The sequence below is a fragment of the Flavobacterium panici genome (genome assembly GCF_903819335.1).
GTDB lineage: Bacteria > Bacteroidota > Bacteroidia > Flavobacteriales > Flavobacteriaceae > Flavobacterium > Flavobacterium panici.
The window spans coordinates 141663-162157 of record NZ_CAIJDE010000062.1; the positions used below are offsets into that span (position 1 = coordinate 141663).

18 protein-coding genes are annotated in these 20495 nt (G+C 29.9%); all 18 read right to left on the reverse strand.

Features of this window, described 5'->3' with window-relative positions; all coding sequences use genetic code 11:
• Positions 1–18 precede the first annotated feature (18 nt).
• The 18 genes from FLAPXU55_RS20585 to FLAPXU55_RS20670 all read right to left on the reverse strand — a co-directional run bounded on the left by FLAPXU55_RS20585 (position 19) and on the right by FLAPXU55_RS20670 (position 20494).
• Positions 19–1149: an EpsG family protein gene (locus FLAPXU55_RS20585; protein ID WP_180860964.1), complete on the reverse strand. Its 1131-nt coding sequence runs from the start codon at positions 1147–1149 to the stop codon at positions 19–21.
• A 7-nt stretch (positions 1150–1156) separates the two neighbouring features.
• On the reverse strand, positions 1157–2281 hold the full coding sequence (locus FLAPXU55_RS20590) for a glycosyltransferase family protein (RefSeq protein ID WP_180860967.1): 1125 nt from the start codon (positions 2279–2281) through the stop codon (positions 1157–1159).
• Entirely contained in the window at positions 2282–3403 is a 1122-nt protein-coding gene (wecB, locus tag FLAPXU55_RS20595) for a non-hydrolyzing UDP-N-acetylglucosamine 2-epimerase (RefSeq protein WP_180860970.1), read from the reverse strand. It lies immediately after the preceding gene.
• Positions 3404–3470: 67 nt separating this feature from the next.
• Positions 3471–4691, reverse strand: coding sequence for a glycosyltransferase family 4 protein (locus FLAPXU55_RS20600; RefSeq protein WP_180860973.1), 1221 nt, complete (start codon positions 4689–4691; stop codon positions 3471–3473).
• A gap of 43 nt (positions 4692–4734) precedes the next feature.
• Positions 4735–6219, reverse strand: a complete 1485-nt coding sequence (locus tag FLAPXU55_RS20605; protein ID WP_180860976.1) for an O-antigen translocase — start codon at positions 6217–6219, stop codon at positions 4735–4737.
• A 2-nt stretch (positions 6220–6221) separates the two neighbouring features.
• Entirely contained in the window at positions 6222–7325 is a 1104-nt protein-coding gene (locus FLAPXU55_RS20610) for a DegT/DnrJ/EryC1/StrS family aminotransferase (protein ID WP_180860979.1), read from the reverse strand.
• A gap of 20 nt (positions 7326–7345) precedes the next feature.
• A complete protein-coding gene (locus FLAPXU55_RS20615; protein ID WP_180860981.1) occupies positions 7346–7903 on the reverse strand; it encodes an acyltransferase in 558 nt (185 codons plus the stop codon).
• Positions 7896–8318 carry a sugar 3,4-ketoisomerase gene (locus FLAPXU55_RS20620; RefSeq protein WP_073486661.1) on the reverse strand — a complete coding sequence of 141 codons (423 nt, stop codon included), beginning with the start codon at positions 8316–8318 and terminating at the stop codon, positions 7896–7898. Before FLAPXU55_RS20620 ends, FLAPXU55_RS20615 begins: the two co-directional genes overlap by 8 nt.
• The gene (locus FLAPXU55_RS20625; protein ID WP_180860983.1) at positions 8315–8713 is read right to left on the reverse strand and encodes a sugar 3,4-ketoisomerase; all 399 of its coding nucleotides are present in this window, start codon (positions 8711–8713) and stop codon (positions 8315–8317) included. Before FLAPXU55_RS20625 ends, FLAPXU55_RS20620 begins: the two co-directional genes overlap by 4 nt.
• A gap of 18 nt (positions 8714–8731) precedes the next feature.
• Positions 8732–10006, reverse strand: coding sequence for a nucleotide sugar dehydrogenase (locus FLAPXU55_RS20630; protein WP_180860996.1), 1275 nt, complete (start codon positions 10004–10006; stop codon positions 8732–8734).
• Between the two features lie 50 nt (positions 10007–10056).
• Positions 10057–11025 (reverse strand): SDR family oxidoreductase, encoded by a 969-nt coding sequence (locus FLAPXU55_RS20635; RefSeq protein ID WP_180860999.1) that lies wholly within the window; start codon positions 11023–11025, stop codon positions 10057–10059.
• Complete coding sequence (locus tag FLAPXU55_RS20640; RefSeq protein ID WP_180861002.1) at positions 11025–12089, reverse strand: lipopolysaccharide biosynthesis protein; 1065 nt, start codon at positions 12087–12089, stop codon at positions 11025–11027. The genes FLAPXU55_RS20635 and FLAPXU55_RS20640 overlap by 1 nt, the downstream gene beginning before the upstream one ends.
• 6 nt (positions 12090–12095) lie before the next feature.
• On the reverse strand, positions 12096–14519 hold the full coding sequence (locus FLAPXU55_RS20645) for an SLBB domain-containing protein (protein ID WP_180861005.1): 2424 nt from the start codon (positions 14517–14519) through the stop codon (positions 12096–12098).
• A 43-nt stretch (positions 14520–14562) separates the two neighbouring features.
• Positions 14563–15609 (reverse strand): dTDP-glucose 4,6-dehydratase, encoded by a 1047-nt coding sequence (gene rfbB, locus FLAPXU55_RS20650; protein WP_180861008.1) that lies wholly within the window; start codon positions 15607–15609, stop codon positions 14563–14565.
• An 11-nt stretch (positions 15610–15620) separates the two neighbouring features.
• On the reverse strand, positions 15621–16628 hold the full coding sequence (locus FLAPXU55_RS20655; protein ID WP_180861011.1) for a mannose-1-phosphate guanylyltransferase: 1008 nt from the start codon (positions 16626–16628) through the stop codon (positions 15621–15623).
• Positions 16629–17529: 901 nt separating this feature from the next.
• Positions 17530–18009, reverse strand: a complete 480-nt coding sequence (locus FLAPXU55_RS20660) for a UpxY family transcription antiterminator (RefSeq protein WP_180861014.1) — start codon at positions 18007–18009, stop codon at positions 17530–17532.
• Positions 18010–18096: 87 nt separating this feature from the next.
• A complete protein-coding gene (locus FLAPXU55_RS20665; RefSeq protein WP_180861017.1) occupies positions 18097–19488 on the reverse strand; it encodes a UDP-glucose 6-dehydrogenase in 1392 nt (463 codons plus the stop codon).
• Between the two features lie 22 nt (positions 19489–19510).
• Positions 19511–20494 carry an SDR family oxidoreductase gene (locus tag FLAPXU55_RS20670; protein ID WP_180861020.1) on the reverse strand — a complete coding sequence of 328 codons (984 nt, stop codon included), beginning with the start codon at positions 20492–20494 and terminating at the stop codon, positions 19511–19513.
• Between the last annotated feature and the right edge of the window lies 1 nt (position 20495).

Consider the following 20495-nt stretch of genomic DNA (forward strand, 5'->3'; position numbering starts at 1 on the left):
ATTAAATTATCTTTCAATCTATTCTTTTGATTCATAAAACTCATCTCTAATTAGTGCTCGATCATAATACGATTCCTTACCAAAAATTACGCTCGTGTATCTATATAGTGGGTTATTAAAAGTAATGTAAGTTTTCAAAAAACAAAATAATATAACTGGAAATACAACGGTTTTTCTCAACTCTCGATGCTTAATTAAATCTTTTAAATTACATAATATCATTAAATATGCCCAAAAAAACAACAGTGCAAATCTATTTATCATGGCATCTGAAGTACTAAAATATAGTTGAATAAAACAGTAACAAAAAAAACTGTTAAAGTATATTGGGGAAATTACTTTATTATTTACTATATATTTATAATTACTTAGTACTAATATAAACAGGAAAATCTTTTCAAGGATTCCAAATCGTATTCCATAAGACACATCTGATTCGGTTAAAGTGCCGGCCAAATATTCAAATCTACCGCCTAGTACTGCTCCTAAGGAAGCCATAATACTATCTATAAAGCGAATCTGAAGAAAATAAACTATAATGCCAAAAATTAATAAAATAACCAATACTTTTTTATTGAAATAATTTCGCTTTAGGAAAAAAAGAAGGAGAAAGGTAATACCTGTCAAATGAAAACTCATAGAAAATAAGATAATCAGGAAGGCCTTTATTTTTTTATTTTTATTAATGTATTCTATCGATTGAACTGCTATCAGGATAGCTGTAAAATTTCGTAATAAATCAATAATTAAAAGCGGAAAACAACTTATAAGAACAATATAGGCTAGCGAAATATTATATGATTCTTTTTTTAAGAACCTATGCCATAAAACGACTTGTATTAACGTTATAAAAAACACAAAAAACGAATACTCAAAGCCTAAATCATGGAATAATTTCACCAAAAATGAAAATCCAATCTCATAGTCAAAAGCTGTCCACACATCTAAAGTTGCTTCTGAATAATAATTTTCATAATTAAACCAATCGCTTCCTATAAAACCTCTAAATCCAAAAAATAAAACAAAAATAAAAGCACCCCAAAATCCAGCTACACTTTTATTATTTGACTGTTGACTACTTTTTTCATAAAAGTATAAAAAAACATAACATAGTATAAGGGCAAGATATGGTAAACTAAAAAAATTCATTGCCCTTTTATTTTTCTATTAATTTACTCACCAAAGATTTAATATTTACTGAATTATACAAAGACAAAGAACCTTTACTAAACTCATCGTAATTTTTATCGATTTCTAAAATGATATTAGCCATTTCCTTAGGTTCAAATTCAGCAACTACTTTTCCCGCGTTGTATTTATTAAATAAATTGGACAAGCCAGGAACATCATTTGAAATCATGGGTACACTAAAGCATGAATATTCAAAAATTTTATTGGGTGCACAGTAAAGCGTATTTATTGCTGTTTCGATTGATCCTTGTTGCGAAAAATAGGACAGAAAGCCTATATATGCTTTTTGAGTAATCTCCAGATGATATGGCGCCGATTTAAAAGGCAAAAATACAACACGCTCTGATTCGTATTTGTTGATAAGCCTAGCCTTATTATTATCGTCTCCTCCCATAATGCAAATCAGATATTCGCTTGGTAAATATTGTATGGACTCACATAACTCATCTAATCTTCTTTCAGGATAGTTAAAAATTCCCTGATATAAGATCAGCTTTTTATTCTTGAAAAGAGCTTCAGTCTCATCATCAAGTATATTTTTTAATTTAGAAAGATCAAAATCAGGTTTGTTTGGAATTACAATTGGTAATTTTACCAAATTAAAATAAGCTTTTGTGATATGAGCTCTATTGTATTCACAGCAAACCACTTTCCATGCTTTTTGCATAGTGTCTGCATAATTAAGAAATGGACTTAAAAGCTTATATCTCAATCCTACTTTTAGTTGTGGAGTTTCAAATAAATACAATATTGATTTAAATTTAAAAACTAAATTATAAAGAAGCCATATATTTTGATTTCCGTATAACCATAAAATTGAGTCTTTTTTAAATTCTTCATTTACAATTTTCTCAACTTTTTTCTTATATGAATATAGTTTAAAAAATTTTACAATTTTATTTTCTTTGATATCGTTTATAATTGTTTCAAAATAAACTACCCCTTGGGATTCTAAATCAGAAATCGTATTTTTATCACTGCAATAACCTACAATAACAACTTTCTTACCTAAAGAGAGTAATATTTTCACTGTAGTTAGAATAGGCGGGTATTTTTGTATGTCATGATTATATACTAAGATATTGCTCATTTATTCTAAATTTGATATATAGTTTACAATTCTTTCACACGCTTTTCCATCACCATAAGGGTTGTGTAGTACACTCATCCTTGTATATTTATCCTCATCATTCAGCAATTTATTTGCTTCATTCACTATAAGTTCTTTGTTAGTCCCAACCAATATTACTGTTCCAGCAACTACTGCCTCAGGTCTTTCTGTCGATTCACGCATAACCAGCACAGGTTTTCCAAGACTTGGTGCTTCTTCCTGAACTCCACCGCTATCAGTAATGATTAAATACGATTTATCCATCAACCATACAAAAGCAGGGTAAGCCAAAGGTTCTATTAACTTAATATTATCAATTCCAGATAGTATTTCATAAACTGGTCGTTTTACATTAGGGTTTAAGTGTACTGGATAAATTATCTCTACATCTTGATTAATTAAAGCTATTTCTCTTAAAGCTTCACAAATTCGAATAAAACCATCTCCATGATTTTCTCTACGGTGGCCGGTAACAAGAATTGTTTTTACATCCTTTTTTACAATCTTCTTTAAGTTTTCAATTTCCAAATTATAGATATCTTCTACTCTTTTAGAACTATCAATCAACGCGTCAATAACCGTATTACCTGTTACCAATATTGTTTCAGATGCTATATTTTCTTTTAAGAGATTTTCCTTAGATGCTTCTGTTGGGGCAAAATGATAATCAGCAATTCTTCCTGTCAATTGTCTATTCATTTCTTCAGGGAAAGGTGTTCGCTTAAAATTTGTACGAAGTCCTGCTTCAACATGACAAATTTTAGCTCCAGAGTAAAATGATGCTAAACTAGCTGCCATTGTTGTCGTTGTATCACCATGCACATAAACATAATCTGGTTTAAAATCCTCTAAAACTTCTTTTAAGCCGATTATAATATCTGCTGTTAGTGAATATAAGTTTTGATTTGCCTTCATTAAGTTCAGGTCGTACTCTGGCTGAATATTAAAAAAGTCCAAAACTTGATCTAACATTTCCCGATGCTGAGCGGTAACACAAACTCTGGTTTCAAAAATATCTGAATGTTTTTTAAACTCTTGAACCAGAGGAGCCATTTTTATAGCCTCAGGCCTTGTTCCAAAAACAATTAAATTTTTTTTCATTATAATATTTACAACTATTTAAATTACTTTATATTATCTTTTTATTTGAAGAAAATTCTAAGCACGATTATATCTTAAAAAACTTAACTATTCTACGAATTTGGCGATAAAAATGAATTGGCCATTCATAATTTTTAAGTTCTTTTTCTATCATTATCTCATTTTTTTTGCAAACATCTATAATCTTATCATATTCACTTTTCCATAAGGTCATTATAGAATTATAATCGTAATTTTCATTAAACATTTTAATAGCTGCATTACCAGCACTAGTTCGACGTGAATCTGATTCTATTATACTTTGTATTGCTAATTGAAAGCTTACCGGAGATCGATCCTTTGGAGAATTAATGACTATTATATCTTTATCTAAGTTATTCTCGCCCCAAAAACCCCAAGCAGATTTATTTGTTTCAGGAGTAAATCCAGCAATTATTGAAGGCTTAGCACACGAAGCAGCTAGCAAAAGAGTAGTTCCCATACCAACAAACATTGTACATCCCTGATACAATTTTTCTAAATCTTTACCAACTACAGTTCCTTTTAATTGAATAATTTCCTGACCCAATTCTCCATTTATATGAAGCGCTAATTGATTTAATTCATTGAACAAATTACCATCGCCTACAATAACTAATTTGTATTCCTTAAAACTTTCATTTTTTCTATATATTTCATAGAAATCCTGAATTAAATATTTTACGTAGTCTTTATCTTCAGATAACCTGCTGACAGATAAAATATATTTTTGAGTAGAAACAGAACTATCGGTCTCAATTGCTTTAACTGGAATGGGTATTATATTGGGATTTAATTTTAATTTTGTAACTCCTTCAATATATTCATGCATTTGTGGCGTTAGTGAATAAAATAGCCCAAACCTATCCATTTTCTTAGTGATAATTTTCAACAAAGGATTACGCCTATAAGAAAGCTCTGACAATATATTTACGCAAAAAGGAATTCCAGTTTCATTATACAAAGAAGCCACGTGAACAATTGGGTATGAATTATGAGCCTCAATAACATTTACTTTATTATCTAATAAAATTGTCTTTAGCTTTTGTTTAAAGCTGTTGTATTGAGCATTTGTAAATACTAAAGGAGGTAAACTTATTCCTTCCAACGTTATATGAATTGTACCTTGAGGTAAATTTGAGACATTTTCGCCACCTTCTGAAATAACTATTACATTAAAATTATTAGCTATTAACCATTCACATTTATTAATTATATAGGTTTCTGCACCTCCAATAATCATTAACGGAGTTATGAAAGCAATTGTCATCTTCTCATTATTCATTTAACTACTAATCAATCGATTTATAAAATTAAACCTTCTTCTTAAATTTATTACTAACTATACCTTTAATATCTAATTTCTTATCTAATTCATTTAGCGAAAAACAACTAGATATCAGGATAATTACTAAACCCACGGAATAAGCTACATAAACATTACAAAAGTAAACTGCTATAAAAGAGAATATCGCTAATGTAAATTGAATTGAAAAAATTTTAATAATTTCTTTATTAAAATCAAATTCGTAAAATATCTTACAAATAAAAAAAACTTGTATGAAATATAAAAAATAGCTAATCAAAAAAGAAATCCCAAGACCTGTTAGCCCATAATAATAGTAACCCAACATATTCAAAATCAACATGTATGCATTCACTATTACTTCATTCCAAAAGTAAACTTTTGACTCGCCTTTTGCTAAGAATAAAAATGCAATTGTCCAACTTAGTGCCTTAAAAAAAACACCAAGAGTTGCCCAATGCACCATTGGAATAACTTCAATAAAATCATTTGAATATAACAATATTATTGCCCAATGAATGAACACCAAAAAAACGACTAATATTGGTGACAAAATAAGTATTGCAATTTCTGCTTGCTCATTTATTGTTTTCTTTGTTTTAATTTTATCGTCAGAAACACTTGCTAATCTAGGATAATAATCAGATGCCATAGCAGTAAAGACCATTCCAACATAAGTATTAATAATAGCAAATCCAGCTGTATATAAACCAACATCTTTTATTCCTCCAATTTTATTTATATATATACGAACTATATACCCTACTATTAATAAGATAATTGAACTGAAACTTATCAAAAACCCCATTCTTAGCATATCCATTCCTTCATTTTTAAAATCAGAACTATTTACAGAAATACTTGGTATAGCAATTTTCTTAACATAATATGACGAAATTACCACAATGCTAATTGAACTTAATATCATTGCCGGAACAATTCCATCTTCTTTCCAATAATAATACATAGGTATTGATATTATCAATCCAAATAATGCCCCTAATGCACTAGCCTTTGCCATATACTGTATTTTGCGCATTCCTTGCAGAATAACATTTTGTCCGGCACTAACCTGTGTAAAAAGTAATGTTATAGATAATAATACGAAAGCAAATGTATATTTTTTATTCCCGAACGAAATTTCACTTAAAAATGGAGATAATATTAAAGCAACAATAAAGCCAAATAAACCTGTTATCCATACGAGTTTACGAAAAACCGTTGCTGTTTTTGCAAGTTTCTCTTGATCATGGGTCTCTGAAGCTTTGGAAATATTCTTAACAGCAGAAGTTCCTAATCCTAAATTGGTTATTTGTCCTAACAATCCTATTGTAGATGTAAAAATGGAAACGATTCCCATACCGGCAGGACCTAATAGTACTGCTACAATTTTACTTCTTAAAATAGATATAATGATATTAAATACTTGTACACTTCCTAAAATTGAGGTTGCTTTAAATATCTGTTGATAAGAAGAATGCTTTTCTTTCAAATCTAAATAAATTTATTAATGATCTCAATAACTTTAGAAACTTCATTTACACTCATCACAGGACTAATTGGCAAACTAAGGACTTCTTCATGAATAGCTTCAGTAATAGGTAAACTTAAGTGATTCAAGTCTTTATAAGCCTCTTGTTTATGAGGAGGGATAGGGTAATGAATTAAAGTTTGTATTTCATTTTCTTGTAAATAGGATTGCAGAGCATCTCTTTCTTTTGTTCTAATTACAAAAATATGCCATACATGTTCTTTTTTATCAACAGGCTCTATTGGAAGAATTACTTTATTATTTTTAATTTCTTTCAAATATCGGTTCGCAATCTCTCTACGAATTTGATTTTCGTTATCTATGTATTTCAATTTTACATCCAATACTGCAGCATGAATTTCATCTAATCTGCTATTTAATCCTTGATATATATTCACGTATTTTAAATTTGACCCATAATTTGCAATTGCTCTAATTGCTTTGGCTAAGTCATCATCTTTGCAGGTAACTGCACCGGCATCTCCTAAAGCTCCAAGGTTTTTCCCAGGATAAAAACTAAACCCCGCAGCATCACCTAAATTCCCAGCTTTAATTTTATTCCATGAAGCCCCTATAGCTTGTGCATTATCTTCTACAATTTTTAAATTATTATTTTTTGCGATTTCTTTTAACTCTTCAGAGAAAACAATTTGCCCGTATAGATGTACAATCAAAATCGCTTTAGTTTTAGAAGTAATCTTAGATTCTATTTTTGAAATATCAATATTATAATTATCTAAGTTTGGTTCAACTAATACTGGAACTAAACCATTATCTGATAAGGCCAACAAGGAAGCTATGTACGTATTAGCAGGAACTAAAACCTCATCTCCTTTTTTCATCAACCCAAGCTCCAAATATGCTCTAAAAATTAATCTTAAAGCATCCAACCCATTTGCTACCCCTATAGCATGATTTGAGCCAATATAATTTTTAAGATTTTCTTCAAAATTTTTAACTTCTCTTCCTAATAGATACCATCCACTGCGAAAAGTATTAATTAATTTTTCTTCAATTTCTTGTTGATGTATAAGATTTATTTTTTGTAAATCTAAAAATTTAATCATAATATTTTATTTTAAGTCTCTTAAATAAGGTTTTCTTTTAGAGATAATTTATCTTTAAAAAAAACATAAACATTTCCATCCGCATCTCTTAAGTTTAAATCTAAAATGATACCTTCTTCTGTTATATATCCCTTATGTTTTGCTGGGTTACCATAAAAAAGATGATAGGGTAATACTGATTTTGTTACTACACTACCCGCACCAATCATTGCATACGAACCTATGTTATTCCCTGCCACTATTGTAGCATTTGCTCCAATTGAAGCTCCTTTTTCAATTATTGTTTTAGAAAACTCTATTGGATATGATTTAGACCTGGGTATCAGATCATTAGTGAACGTTACATTTGGACCTACAAAAACATTATCCTCAATATAAACTCCATCCCAAATTTGCACACCTGACTTGATTGTAACATTATCTCCAATTTTAACGTCATTTTCGATAAAGACATTACAATTAATATTGCAGTTTTTTCCAATTGAAGCACTACCTAAGATTACGCAAAACTGCCACACCGTAGTATTGTCTCCAATATCCTTTGTTTGAACATCTGCTAATGGATGAACTTTATACATTTCCTATATATTTTAAATAATCGTCATACTCTCTTAGATAATCATCTTCACTATATTCATGAGAAGCAAGCACCAAGCATATAGACCCGCTAGAGAAATTGATTTCAGAAGCCCAAATCCCTGGTGGTATATGTAAACCTAAATCAGGTCTGTTTAATAAAACTTGCCTTTTTGTTGCACCATCATCTAATAAAACCTCAAAACTCCCACTGGCAGCAACTAAAAATTGGTGGCATTCTTTATGTGCATGTGCCCCCCTAGATTCTCCTCCAGGTATATCATATAGATAAAAAATTCGTTTTATATCAAAAGGTATCTCCAGGCTATTATTGATCGAAGTAATATGCCCACTACGATCTCCTATTTGTTTTAAATGCAAAAGATCACATTCAAAAACACTTATTTGTTTTATCATTTAAATAGATTTTTAAAATCTTCAAAATCTCTTATATAATCCTCCTTAAAATACTTTTTACTAGAAATATGCAAAGCAAGGGCATTTGTAGAAAAATTTTCAATATGTCTCCATGTTTTTGCTGGCAAGTAAAGCCCATAATAACTTCTGTTTAAGGAAAATTTTTCTGTAGTGCCGTCTTCCTTTGTAATTATAACATCAAAACTTCCGCTTAGTGCAATTAAAATTTCTTCTTGCTGATGATATGCATGCCCCCCTCTTATTTCGCCTCCCGGAACATCATAGGTCCAGAAAGTCCTTTGAATTTCAAAAGGAATTTGGCTAGAATACTGCATAAATGTAAGATTACCTCTAGGATCTTGAATTTTAGGAAAATCAATAATTTCTGGCTTCATTAATTGCTTTTTAAATATTTACAATTTAGCATCTACATGAGATTTTAAAAAATTCTTCACATCATAAATAACACTTAATTCTTTTTGAAAATTAGATAAATCTAAATTTAGAAATTCATTGTGTGCTACCCCCAAAACTATTGCATCAAATTTTTGATTTGGCATATCAGAATAGACATCTAAATCATATTCATGTTTAACTTCTAAAGGATTTGCTAAAGGATCATATATAACTACTTCAATACCGTATTCACCTAAAACCCTTATCACATCAACAATTTTAGTATTACGTATATCAGGACAATTTTCCTTAAATGTTAGTCCCAGCATTAATAGATTTGTCCCTTTGATAGCTATCCCTTTTTTAATCATAAATTTGATTATTTGAGAAGCAATATATTCTCCCATACTATCATTTAATCTTCGTCCTGCTAAAATAATTTCTGGATGATACCCAAATTCCTGTGCACGCTGTGCCAAATAATAAGGATCTACACCAATACAATGTCCCCCAACTAGACCAGGTTTAAAATGTAAAAAATTCCATTTTGTTGCAGCTGCCTCCAATACATCATTTGTATTGATGTTCATTAAGTTAAATATTTTTGCTAATTCGTTTACAAAAGCAATATTGATATCTCTTTGTGAATTCTCAATAACTTTAGCCGCTTCGGCAACTTTAATAGTCGGTGCTAGATGTGTACCCGCTGTAATTACACTTTTATATAAGTTATCCACTACAATTCCTATTTCGGGAGTAGAACCTGCTGTAACTTTTAAGATTTTTTCAACAGTGTGTTCTTTATCTCCTGGATTGATTCTTTCTGGTGAATAACCCGCAAAAAAATCTTCATTGAAAATTAGCCCTGAAATTCTCTCCAATACTGGAACACATTCTTCTTCTGTAACACCAGGATAAACAGTAGATTCATAGATAACAATATCCCCTTTTTTTAAAACTTTACCTACCGTTTCACTTGCTTTATAAAGCGGGGTCAAGTCTGGTCTGTTATTTCTATCAACTGGAGTAGGTACAGTTACGATGAATATATTGCATTCTTTTAAATTTTCTAAATCATAAGTACAATAAAGACCCAATTCACTATTAGGATTGTCTATTAAAACGGCTTTCAAAACATCATCAGAAACTTCAAGTGTAGAATCATGACCTGCATTTAGTTTGTCAACTCTTTTCTTATTAACATCAAATCCAATTACTTGGTATTTCGTGGCAAATAATCTTGCTAGTGGTAAGCCCACATAACCTAAACCAATAATGGCAATTTTTTTCATATTTGTAATTATTCTTTTAAATTAGTAAATGAAACTATTTTACTATTAGTTTATTTTCTTAGATTTTTATAATACCAATTAACGGCTTCTTTAACCCCTTTTTCCATTGAATATTCCGGGTTATATTCCAATAATCTTTTTGCTTTCTCAATACTTGCTAAAGAATGGGGAATATCACCTGCACGGTTTGGCCCATAAAGAATTTCAACATCTTTTATATTTGAATCAAACTCTGAAAGTTTATCACGCAACATATATACTAACTCATTTAAAGTTGTTCTATCTCCAAATGCAGTATTATAAACTGTATTAACAGCATCACTATTTTGAGTTAAAATGGCTCTTTCATTCATTTGTATTACATTATCTATATATGTAAAATCTCTAGAATAGTTACCATCTCCATTAATCAAAGGACTTTCATAATTCATAAATTGCATAACAAATTTCGGAATTACAGCTGCGTATGCTCCATTTGGGTCTTGACGTCGACCAAAAACATTAAAATATCTCAACCCTATTGTTTCCAATCCATATATATTACTAAAAATGTTAGCATATAATTCATTTACATATTTAGTAATTGCATATGGAGATAGCGGATTACCAATCTTATCTTCAACTTTTGGTAATGATTCTGAATCTCCATAAGTTGATGAACTTGCAGCATAGATAAAACGTTTCACCTTAGCATCTCTTGAAGCAACTAACATATTTAAAAACCCACTAACATTTACATCATTAGTTGTTATCGGATCATTTATAGATCGTGGGACAGAGCCTAAAGCTGCTTCATGCAGAACATAATCAACACCTTCTACTGCCGCTGTACAGTCCTCAAGATTTCTAATATCTCCTTCAATTAAAGTAAATTGATTATTAGCAAAAAAAGGCTCGATATTATGTCTATGTCCTGTTGAAAAGTTATCAAGGCAAATAACTTGGTTTCCTTTTGCTAAAAAATATTCACATAAATTTGAGCCTATAAACCCAGCTCCTCCTGTTATTAAAATTTTCATTAAATTGTATTTATAGTTTTTTTTAATAATAAAAAACCAGCAGTCAAAAAAGATGCAATAAAAGCTCCTAAAATCAATCCTTTTAATATTCCTAAATGTTCTTTTGCTAATGGTAATATAGGTGAATCAATTATCTGAATAAGAGGAGTTTCTTTGCGTAGGGCAACTTTGGCTAATTCGGCTTGTTTTACTAATTCTGTCAGTATTGCGGTATTTGCCTGAACATCAACCTGTCTTCTGGCAGACGGGGTTCTTCTTACATTTAAAGCTGGATTTAAATTAAAAGTATTATCATTTGCAATAGCTACTCCAGTAATAGCGCTATTAAGCTCTCTTCTAACAGAATCTGTTTGCCTTTCAAGTATATCCATATTTAACCTTGCTTTTTTACTTTTGGTTACAACATAAAAATTTCCCACTTGTTTGGCTAATGCTTCGCAAAAGTATTTAGCAAATAATTCGTTTTTTGAAGAAACGTCTATAGTAATAATCGCAACTTTTTTATCTTTCTGACCTACATTTAAACTTCCTTTAGATAGGTTTTCATAAATTTTACCTAAAATACTATCTTGTATTCTGGTAAAACCTACTCTTTTTCCATTAGGTAAAAATTCTAATGACTTAAATTTATTATCATCTTCCCATTTTTTTCTCCAGTTATTGTTTTGAATATACATCTCAGCCAAAGAAATTAATTTTCCATCAACTTTAACAGGACTCAATAACGTTTGTTCGACCATATTGCGAGACTTAAATAACTCTGTCAAGTTTGGACCTGTAAAAATACCCCCTCCTTCACCACCAACATCCAAACCTAGTGAAGTAGCCAAACCTAATGCATTACCTAATCCTCCTCCCGTTTTTTCATCTTCTAAGGCAAAAGAAAGGGTAGCTGTGTAAATAGGTTTTTTTAAAATAGAGTAAGTAATCCCTAAACAACCCCCAATAAATCCAGCCAACAGTATAATTTTCCATTTTGATAACAAAAAAAAGAACCCTTCCTTTATTTTTTCTATTAATTCTTTTAACGAAATCTCGTCACTTTCATCAATTACATTATTCATAAAAAATTATTTAAAAGCTGTAACAATTAATAAGGCTAAACTAGTTAGTACACTGCCAATTCCAACCCATTCACCTGTTGACATCTTTTTGGTTTCTGGTTTTTCTGGAACAACAATTTGTGAATCTGGTGTAACTTTTGGATACGTTCTAAAAAATAAAAAAGATTTTGTAACAGATGCATTACCATTAGGATATATAATATAGGCTTTTTTCTTCCAGCCTTTACTGTCAACACCACCAACAGCATTAATATAATATTTAAACCCCTTTCCTCTTTGGTAAGGAATTTCAGATGTAAGCAATACATTTCCTGTAACTTTAACTCCTTCACTGTAAGTAGATATTATAATTTCATCTCCAGGAAATAAGGTAACATTGGAAAAGTGATTCTTGTCTTTAACAATTTTTTCCCAATTAACAGGAATTGTAGAAAACTTTAAATCCTCCTCCAATTTTTTTGTCAATTTCTCGCTTAAAGTATCATTTTGAGATAAATTTAAATCAATACTTTTTATCTTATCTATTTGTTCTTGTTTAATAGGCCTTTTAATCTTCATCCCTTCGATGTTTGCTACCGAAGTTAATCCACCAGCTCTTGTTACAATATTATAAACTGTTTCTTTTTTATTCGCCAAAACATATTTTCCGGGATATATAACAGCTCCACTAACAGTTACCATTTGAGGTTTTTCATATACAGCCAATCTTCTAATATTAATAACATCGAAAGGTTTTATAATAAAATTATTGACTTGTTCATTACTATCAGAGGTCATTTCGAATTGAAGTAATTCTATTCTATTTAAATCAGAATCTTTTATTGCATCAGACTTAACCATTCTTGCAATTTCAACTCGTTTAGATGCAGAACCTGTTAATCCACCGACCTGAACTATTAAATCATTTAATGTTAGATTTTCAAAATAATCATATACACCAGGGTTCTTCACCTCCCCATCGATAGTTACTTTATAGTCCTCTTTAAAATCTAAAACTGAGTAAACTGTTATAATATCTTCTCTCTTTAATTCAATATCTGAATCTAGATTACCCGTTAATGCTGTACTCAAATCAATATTTACAATTTCTGTTGTTAAATCTGGTTTCAAACGAATTATTCTGGCTCTTTTTGTATATGCATCTTCTTTAAGCCCTTCAGCACGCGCAATAAGATCTGAAATCCTCATTCCTTCTGTGAAAGAATAATAATCAGGTCTAAAAACTGCACCTTCAATTTTAATACGATTTTCAAATCGATTCAGAATTTTAGTAACTCTAAATACATCTCCTGATTGTGGCATATAAGTATTAAAATCATTTTCATTTATATCATGAACTTTAAACTCTTTCCCTGTTTTTTGTATAACATTGACAGCAGCTGTATAAGCAAACTCGTTAAAACCTGAAGCAAAATTTAATAAATCAGAAAACGTTTCGTTGTTTTTCATTTCAAAAATTCCTGGACGCTTCACTTCGCCTTCAACAATAACTCGATGACTATATGCCGGAATTCGAATAACATCATTTTCTTTTAAACTAATATTATCAGACTGATCACCTTTAACTAAAAATCTATAGATATCAATATTTTTGTAAATTTTATTGTTTCGAATTAATTCAATATTTCTATAACTACCATTTTTTCCAGGACCTCCAGCCAAATGCAAAGCATTATATACAGTAGCTAAAGATGATATTGAATAATTCCCAGGTTGTTTACCACCAACTACTGTTATCTTAATAGTACGTATTTGGCCTAAACTAATACTAACTTGAGATTGTCCAGATTGAACGGTACTATAAACTCTTGCTATAGCTGATTTAATTTTTTGAGTTGCAGCCTCAATTGACATTCCTGAAACAGCAATTTGTCCTACATTTTGAATCGTAATTTTACCTTCAACATTTACTGCAATACTTGCATTATATTCTTGCACTCCATAAATACTTACTTGCAATTCATCACCAGGTCCTAATATATAGTTCATTGGGGTTGCCAATTTTAAATCAGGTTCAAAATTTAATGTAGGGTTATCAAAAAGTTCAGACCCAAAAATTAATGAATTTAGGGAATCTTTTACTTTGTTATTTGAGATTTTTTCTTGATTCCTTCCAAATTTATTTTTATTTTCAACTTCTTGATTAGTGTTGTTAGCATTATTTATGGATCCATTTGACAAATTGTTCAACCTAGTTCGTAATTTATTAAAGTCATTCTGGCTCATACCTTTTGATATAGCCATTGGTTCTGCTTGATCAACAGTCATATTGTTACTCTTTAATTGTGCGTCAATTTTAACAATATCATCTTGGGATAAGTTATCTACATTTATAGTACTTAAATCTTTTGATTTAAAAATATTCTGTGCATTTATACTAAATGAGACTATAATAAAAATTAAAGTAAGAACGTATCTTATTTTTTTCATAAATTAATTATTAATTTAATTAAACCTAAACTATTCAAATATTTTAAGAATATTGTTTTTTATAATAATCTTTATATGCCCCAGAAGTAACACTTTCTAGCCATTTTTCGTTATTTAGATACCAATTGATTGTTCTTTCTAATCCCTCTTCAAAAGTAACTGTTGGCTTCCAGCCTAACTCTTTATTAATTTTTGTAGCATCGATTGCATATCTTAAGTCATGCCCTGGTCTGTCTTTAACGTAAGTAATTAATTTTTGAGAAGTCCCTTCAATTCTTTCTAATTTTTTATCCATAATTTGGCATAATAATCTAACCAAATCAATATTTTTCCATTCATTAAAACCTCCAATATTGTAAGTCTCATGATTTTTACCATTATGAAAAACTAAATCTATTGCAATAGCATGATCTTCCACAAATAACCAGTCACGAGTATAATTTCCATCACCATAAACTGGCAAAGGTTTATTATTAATAATATTATTAATAAAAAGAGGAATTAGTTTTTCTGGAAAATGATACGATCCATAATTATTTGAGCAATTCGTTAAAACGTATGGCAACCCATATGTTTCTCCATATGCTCTAACAAAATGATCAGAACTAGCTTTTGAAGCAGAATAAGGCGAATTTGGATCATATGCAGTAGTTTCTGTAAAAAAACCTTCAGCTCCTAGAGATCCGAATACTTCATCAGTACTTATATGGTAAAATCTTTTCCCATCAAAATTATTTTTCCATTGTTTTTTTGCAGCATTTAAAAGATTCATGGTTCCAATTACATTTGTTTTTACAAAAGCTAAAGGATCTTCAATAGAACGGTCAACATGTGATTCTGCTGCTAAATGTAAAACCCCATCAAAATTATGTTTTGAAAAAAGATCATTAATAAATCTTTCGTCAACGATATCACCTTTCACGAAAGTATAATTTGATTTATTTTCAATATCTTTTATATTCTCAAGATTTCCTGCATAAGTTAAAACATCCAGATTAAAAATTTGATAATTTGGATATTTATTCACAAAACGCCTTACTACATGGGAACCAATAAAGCCAGCACCGCCAGTTATAAGAATTTTTTTCATTTAAACTTCAATTAATTTAATAAATCTGAATTTTGCTTTTCTAGTTCATTATATACATCTTTTACATCTTGTGAATTTTCTTTTTGTAAAATTAAATTAGCTGTATTAGTATGAACAAATATAGTATTACTTAAACCTAAAAAAGTTGTATGATTTTCACAACCTATAACCATATTGCCATTTTTATCTATTGGATGTCCCTTTGACACCAAATATTCATAAACAGATTCAAAAGAACCTAAATCTGACCACGAAAAAGAAGCCGGAACAACTTTAATTTTTTTACTCCTTTCCATAACAGCATAATCAATGCTAATGGATGGAATTTCTAACGATAAATCTAAATCTAGAAAACCATCTTTACTTGATTCCCAAACAGCTTTAGATTTGTCGTAAACGTCAGGCTGAAATTGTTTCAATTCTTCTAATAGGACTCCAGCTTTAAAACAAAACATTCCACTATTCCATAAAAAATTACCTCTTGCTATAAATTCTTTTGCAGTAGTTTCATTTGGTTTTTCTCTAAACGATAATACTTTATCTCCTTTTGATTCTATATAGCCATAACCCGTTTCTGGCTTAGTTGGAATAATTCCAAAAGTAACTATAAAACCATCCTGTGCTTTAAAAACTGCTGCTTGAATAGCATCATTGTATGCATCAATCTTATCTATAATGTGATCAGATGGCGTTATAATTAAGATATCTTCTGGATTTGAAGCAAATGCCGCAAAAGCAATTGCTGCTGCAGTATTTCTTGGAGTAGCCTCAACAATATTTACATATACAGTCTTAGTTTTATTCATCACTTTCCCACTCAAATGATGATTATCTACATTTCCAACTACCATTACCTTATCTGCAAGATGGCTATTACGCTCAACTGTCATCTCAAACAATGATTTGTTTTCAAAAATTTCTAAATATTGCTTTGGCTGGCTTTTACGAGAAAGAGGCCATAATCTACTTCCTACTCCACCTGTTAAAATTACATGTATAATCGAATTACTTTTTTTCATTTTTTTTTAATTAAGTAAAGGCTCAAAAACACTACAGCCATTATGGCCAGCAATCTTTAGACTACCTTTTAAATCATATAATATACTGCTTTCTTTGCAATTCAAAAAAATTAATTTAAAATTCCTCATACGTTACTCCAAAACTATAGCATCAATTTTTTTTCTGGCAAATTTAGTATCTAATTTCTATATTCTTTTGGCTTCTTTGATACTAGTTTAAAGAGTCAAATATTGTAAATATTATTTTTATGTTTTAGCATCATTTAATTGTCTCTAATATATAGATATACATAAAATTAAAAACTCCAGTTAGGTTACTTGATTTTTTTTATCCTAGCTTTATAAATATGCGAAGCAAAACTCCATTTACTGTCATTTAAACGTAGTCATATTAAAATTATTTCAGAAAGATCTTCCAATTTTTACCTTCAATACAATCAAATTAACTGTATTACTGACATAACCATTATGGAATTTAGATTGACTTATAAATATCCTGTGACAACATACCTATATAATACTCAACTTCAACCTCATTAATATGTTGCAAACATCATGGTTAAGAAAATAAAAAAACATTTAATACTAAATATATTCTTACTTTTACATAAGCTTCAAGTCATTTAAATTCACGGCTTCGCCTTTCCGAGTCACAAAAAATGAGATCAGACTACGTAAAATTATTTTCGGCAAATATAAGATAAAAGTCAATTTATTCACTACAGTTTTTAGTAATACTTAGTAAAACATAGAATTAGAGACATTTAAAACACTAACACCTTAATAATCAATATGTAATAAAATATTTACAAAATAAAAACAGAGAATAAAACTCATAAACTGAAATTTTATTCTCTGTATAATTTTAGAAAGATAACAAAACAAAGGAAATCTTTGCGTACTAAAACGATTTATTTAACTTATATTTAATTTTCAATACACATCCCAATGATTCAAGAACTAAAATATAATGTGTATTTGAAACTTCCTGAACAATTGCATTTTGATTATTAAAAACCCCTGATTCTAATTTAATTTTGTCACCAACATGAAATGGAATAACAGAAGCATCGGCAATATTCGGAGCTTTTAAGCTGTTTTTTATTATATTAATTTCTTCATCACGAACCACTGCCGGCTTTCCTAGCCAAAATAAATATCTCACGACACCTGCTATTTCAAAAACAGAATTTCTTTCACTATCCGGCAATTGCACAAAAACATAAGAATTAAAAAGCGGCATTTCAACTTTTTTCTTTCTATCTGACCATTGTTTTATTTTTGTTATTAAAGGACAATAGCATTCAATCCCCATCTGAATAAGTCTTTCAGCTACTTTTTTCTCCCATTTCGGTTTTGTATAAATCACATACCAATTCATAATTTCTATTTATATTGAAAATAAATCTTAAACCAACCTCTTTTTCTCACTTCATATTAAATTTCATCTCAATAAAACACACTCTCATTAAGAACCTATTCCTTTATAAACAAAACCAATTGATTCTAACTTTTTAGCATCTAGTATATTTCTTCCATCAAAAACAAATGCAGGCTTATGCATTGATTGATAAATTTTTTGCCAATCATAAGTTGTAAATTCATCCCATTCAGTTAATACGGCAATAGCATGTGAATCTTTACAAGCATCATAAGCATCATTAAATATGGTTAACGAATTAATATTTTCTTGAACGCTTCTGGTTTCTAAATAATCTAAATCACTTAACATTTTATTTCTGGATACTTTTGGATCATATACAGAAATCTTCGCTTGCTCGTTTATTAAATCATCTGCTACATAAATTGCCGCAGATTCGCGTGTATCGTTTGTATCTTTTTTGAAAGCCCAGCCTAAAAAAGTAATTTTTTTATCGGCAACAGTATTATATAAAGTCTGAACAATTTTATTTGAAAATCTTCTTTTTTGATGATCGTTCATAATTATAACCTGCTCCCAATAATCTGCTACTTCATTTAAACCATAAGTCTTAGCAATATAAACTAGATTTAAGATATCTTTCTGAAAACAAGACCCTCCAAAACCAACAGAAGCTTTTAAAAACTTCGGTCCAATTCTGCTATCCATTCCAATTGCTTTTGCAACTTCATTTACATCTGCTCCAGTTTTTTCACATAATTCAGACATTGCATTGATAGACGAAATACGCTGTGCTAAAAATGCATTAGCTGTTAATTTAGACAATTCTGATGACCAAACATTTGTTGTTAAAATCTTGTCTCTATTAACCCAATTTGCATAAACATTTACAAGAGCATTAATCGCAATCTCTCCTTCTGGAGTTGTATCTCCTCCAATTAAAATTCGATCTGGGTTTAATAGATCTGTAACTGCCGTTCCTTCTGCTAAAAATTCAGGATTTGATAAAATTTGAAACTGTACACCGTTACCAGTATTATCTAATATGCTTTTTATAGCTTCTGCAGTTCGAACTGGTAAAGTAGATTTTTCGACTACAATTTTATTTTGTTTCGCAACTTTTGCAATTTGTCTGGCACATAACTCAATATATTTTAAATCAGCTGCCATACCTTTTCCCTTTCCATAAGTTTTGGTTGGGGTATTAACTGAAATAAATATTATCTGTGCTTCGTCAATTGCTTTTTCTACTTCTGTTGAAAAAAACAAATTTCTTCCTCTAGCTTCTGCAACAATTTCTGCAAGTCCCGGCTCATAAATAGGAATATTATCAGTATTTGGATCATTCCAATCCTTAATTCTTTGTTCATTCAAATCTACAACTGTAACTTGAATATGTGGACATTTTTGTGCAATTACGGCCATTGTAGGACCTCCAACATAACCAGCCCCTATGCAGCAAATTTTTGTAATTTCCATTTACTATAATTATTATCTTTATTTATTTCAAATTATTCCAGTACCAGCTTACCGCTTCTTTTAATCCTTCCTGAAGAGAATATTTGGGATTATATCCTAAAAGACTTTTTGCCTTATCGATACTTGCCAATGAATGCGGAATATCCCCTGCCCGATTTATGCCATATATAATCTCTACATCAGCAATTTTTGGGTCAAATTCAGACAAATATTTTTTTAAATATTTTACCAAATCATTTAATGTGTTTCTATCTCCAAAAGCAGTATTATAAACTGTATTAAAAGCAGATTGATTTTGAGTCGTTATTGCCAGTTCATTCATTTGAATCACGTTGTCTATATATGTAAAATCGCGTGAATAATTTCCATCACCATTAATAATTGGGCTTTCATGATTCATCAATTGTTTAACAAATTTTGGAATTACTGCCGCATAAGCTCCATCTGGATCTTGTTTTCTTCCAAAAACATTAAAATAACGTAATCCGATTGTTTCTAAGTTATATGTTCTGCTGAAAATTTCAGCATATAACTCATTTACATATTTAGTTATTGCGTAAGGAGATAATGGTTTCCCGATTACATCTTCTATTTTTGGTAATCCTTCAGAATCACCATATGTAGATGAACTAGCTGCATATACAAAACGTTTTACTCTTGCGTCTCTAGAAGCAACTAACATGTTCAAGAACCCTGAAACATTCACTTCATTAGTTGTTATCGGATCATTTATTGATCTTGGAACAGATCCTAATGCCGACTGATGTAAAACATAATCAACACCTTCAACTGCCAGAATACAATCTTCGATATTTCTTATGTCACCTTCAATTAATTTAAAGTTTGGATTTTCTATAACATGCTTTAAATTATGACGATGACCGGTAGAAAAATTATCTAAACAAATTACTTTATGGCCTAATCCCAGAAAATGTTCTGATAGATTTGAACCTATAAAACCAGCTCCACCAGTAATTAGTATTGTATTTTGATTTGAAATGTTCATT

Bases quoted from the DNA above. Each gene is read 5' to 3' on its own strand.
- wecB (WP_180860970.1), bottom strand. From the start codon at position 3,403: ATGAAAAAAAATTTAATTGTTTTTGGAACAAGGCCTGAGGCTATAAAA.
- FLAPXU55_RS20615 (WP_180860981.1), bottom strand. From the start codon at position 7,903: ATGTATAAAGTTCATCCATTAGCAGATGTTCAAACAAAGGATATTGGA.
- FLAPXU55_RS20640 (WP_180861002.1), bottom strand. From the start codon at position 12,089: ATGAATAATGTAATTGATGAAAGTGACGAGATTTCGTTAAAAGAATTA.
- FLAPXU55_RS20645 (WP_180861005.1), bottom strand. From the start codon at position 14,519: ATGAAAAAAATAAGATACGTTCTTACTTTAATTTTTATTATAGTCTCA.
- FLAPXU55_RS20665 (WP_180861017.1), bottom strand. From the start codon at position 19,488: ATGGAAATTACAAAAATTTGCTGCATAGGGGCTGGTTATGTTGGAGGT.
- FLAPXU55_RS20600 (WP_180860973.1), bottom strand. From the start codon at position 4,691: ATGACAATTGCTTTCATAACTCCGTTAATGATTATTGGAGGTGCAGAA.
- FLAPXU55_RS20630 (WP_180860996.1), bottom strand. From the start codon at position 10,006: ATGAAAAAAATTGCCATTATTGGTTTAGGTTATGTGGGCTTACCACTA.
- rfbB (WP_180861008.1), bottom strand. From the start codon at position 15,609: ATGAAAAAAATTCTTATAACTGGCGGTGCTGGCTTTATTGGTTCCCAT.
- FLAPXU55_RS20610 (WP_180860979.1), bottom strand. From the start codon at position 7,325: ATGATTAAATTTTTAGATTTACAAAAAATAAATCTTATACATCAACAA.
- FLAPXU55_RS20625 (WP_180860983.1), bottom strand. From the start codon at position 8,713: ATGAAGCCAGAAATTATTGATTTTCCTAAAATTCAAGATCCTAGAGGT.
- FLAPXU55_RS20670 (WP_180861020.1), bottom strand. From the start codon at position 20,494: ATGAACATTTCAAATCAAAATACAATACTAATTACTGGTGGAGCTGGT.
- FLAPXU55_RS20635 (WP_180860999.1), bottom strand. From the start codon at position 11,025: ATGAAAATTTTAATAACAGGAGGAGCTGGGTTTATAGGCTCAAATTTA.
- FLAPXU55_RS20660 (WP_180861014.1), bottom strand. From the start codon at position 18,009: ATGAATTGGTATGTGATTTATACAAAACCGAAATGGGAGAAAAAAGTA.
- FLAPXU55_RS20590 (WP_180860967.1), bottom strand. From the start codon at position 2,281: ATGAGCAATATCTTAGTATATAATCATGACATACAAAAATACCCGCCT.
- FLAPXU55_RS20655 (WP_180861011.1), bottom strand. From the start codon at position 16,628: ATGAAAAAAAGTAATTCGATTATACATGTAATTTTAACAGGTGGAGTA.
- FLAPXU55_RS20620 (WP_073486661.1), bottom strand. From the start codon at position 8,318: ATGATAAAACAAATAAGTGTTTTTGAATGTGATCTTTTGCATTTAAAA.
- FLAPXU55_RS20585 (WP_180860964.1), bottom strand. From the start codon at position 1,149: ATGAATTTTTTTAGTTTACCATATCTTGCCCTTATACTATGTTATGTT.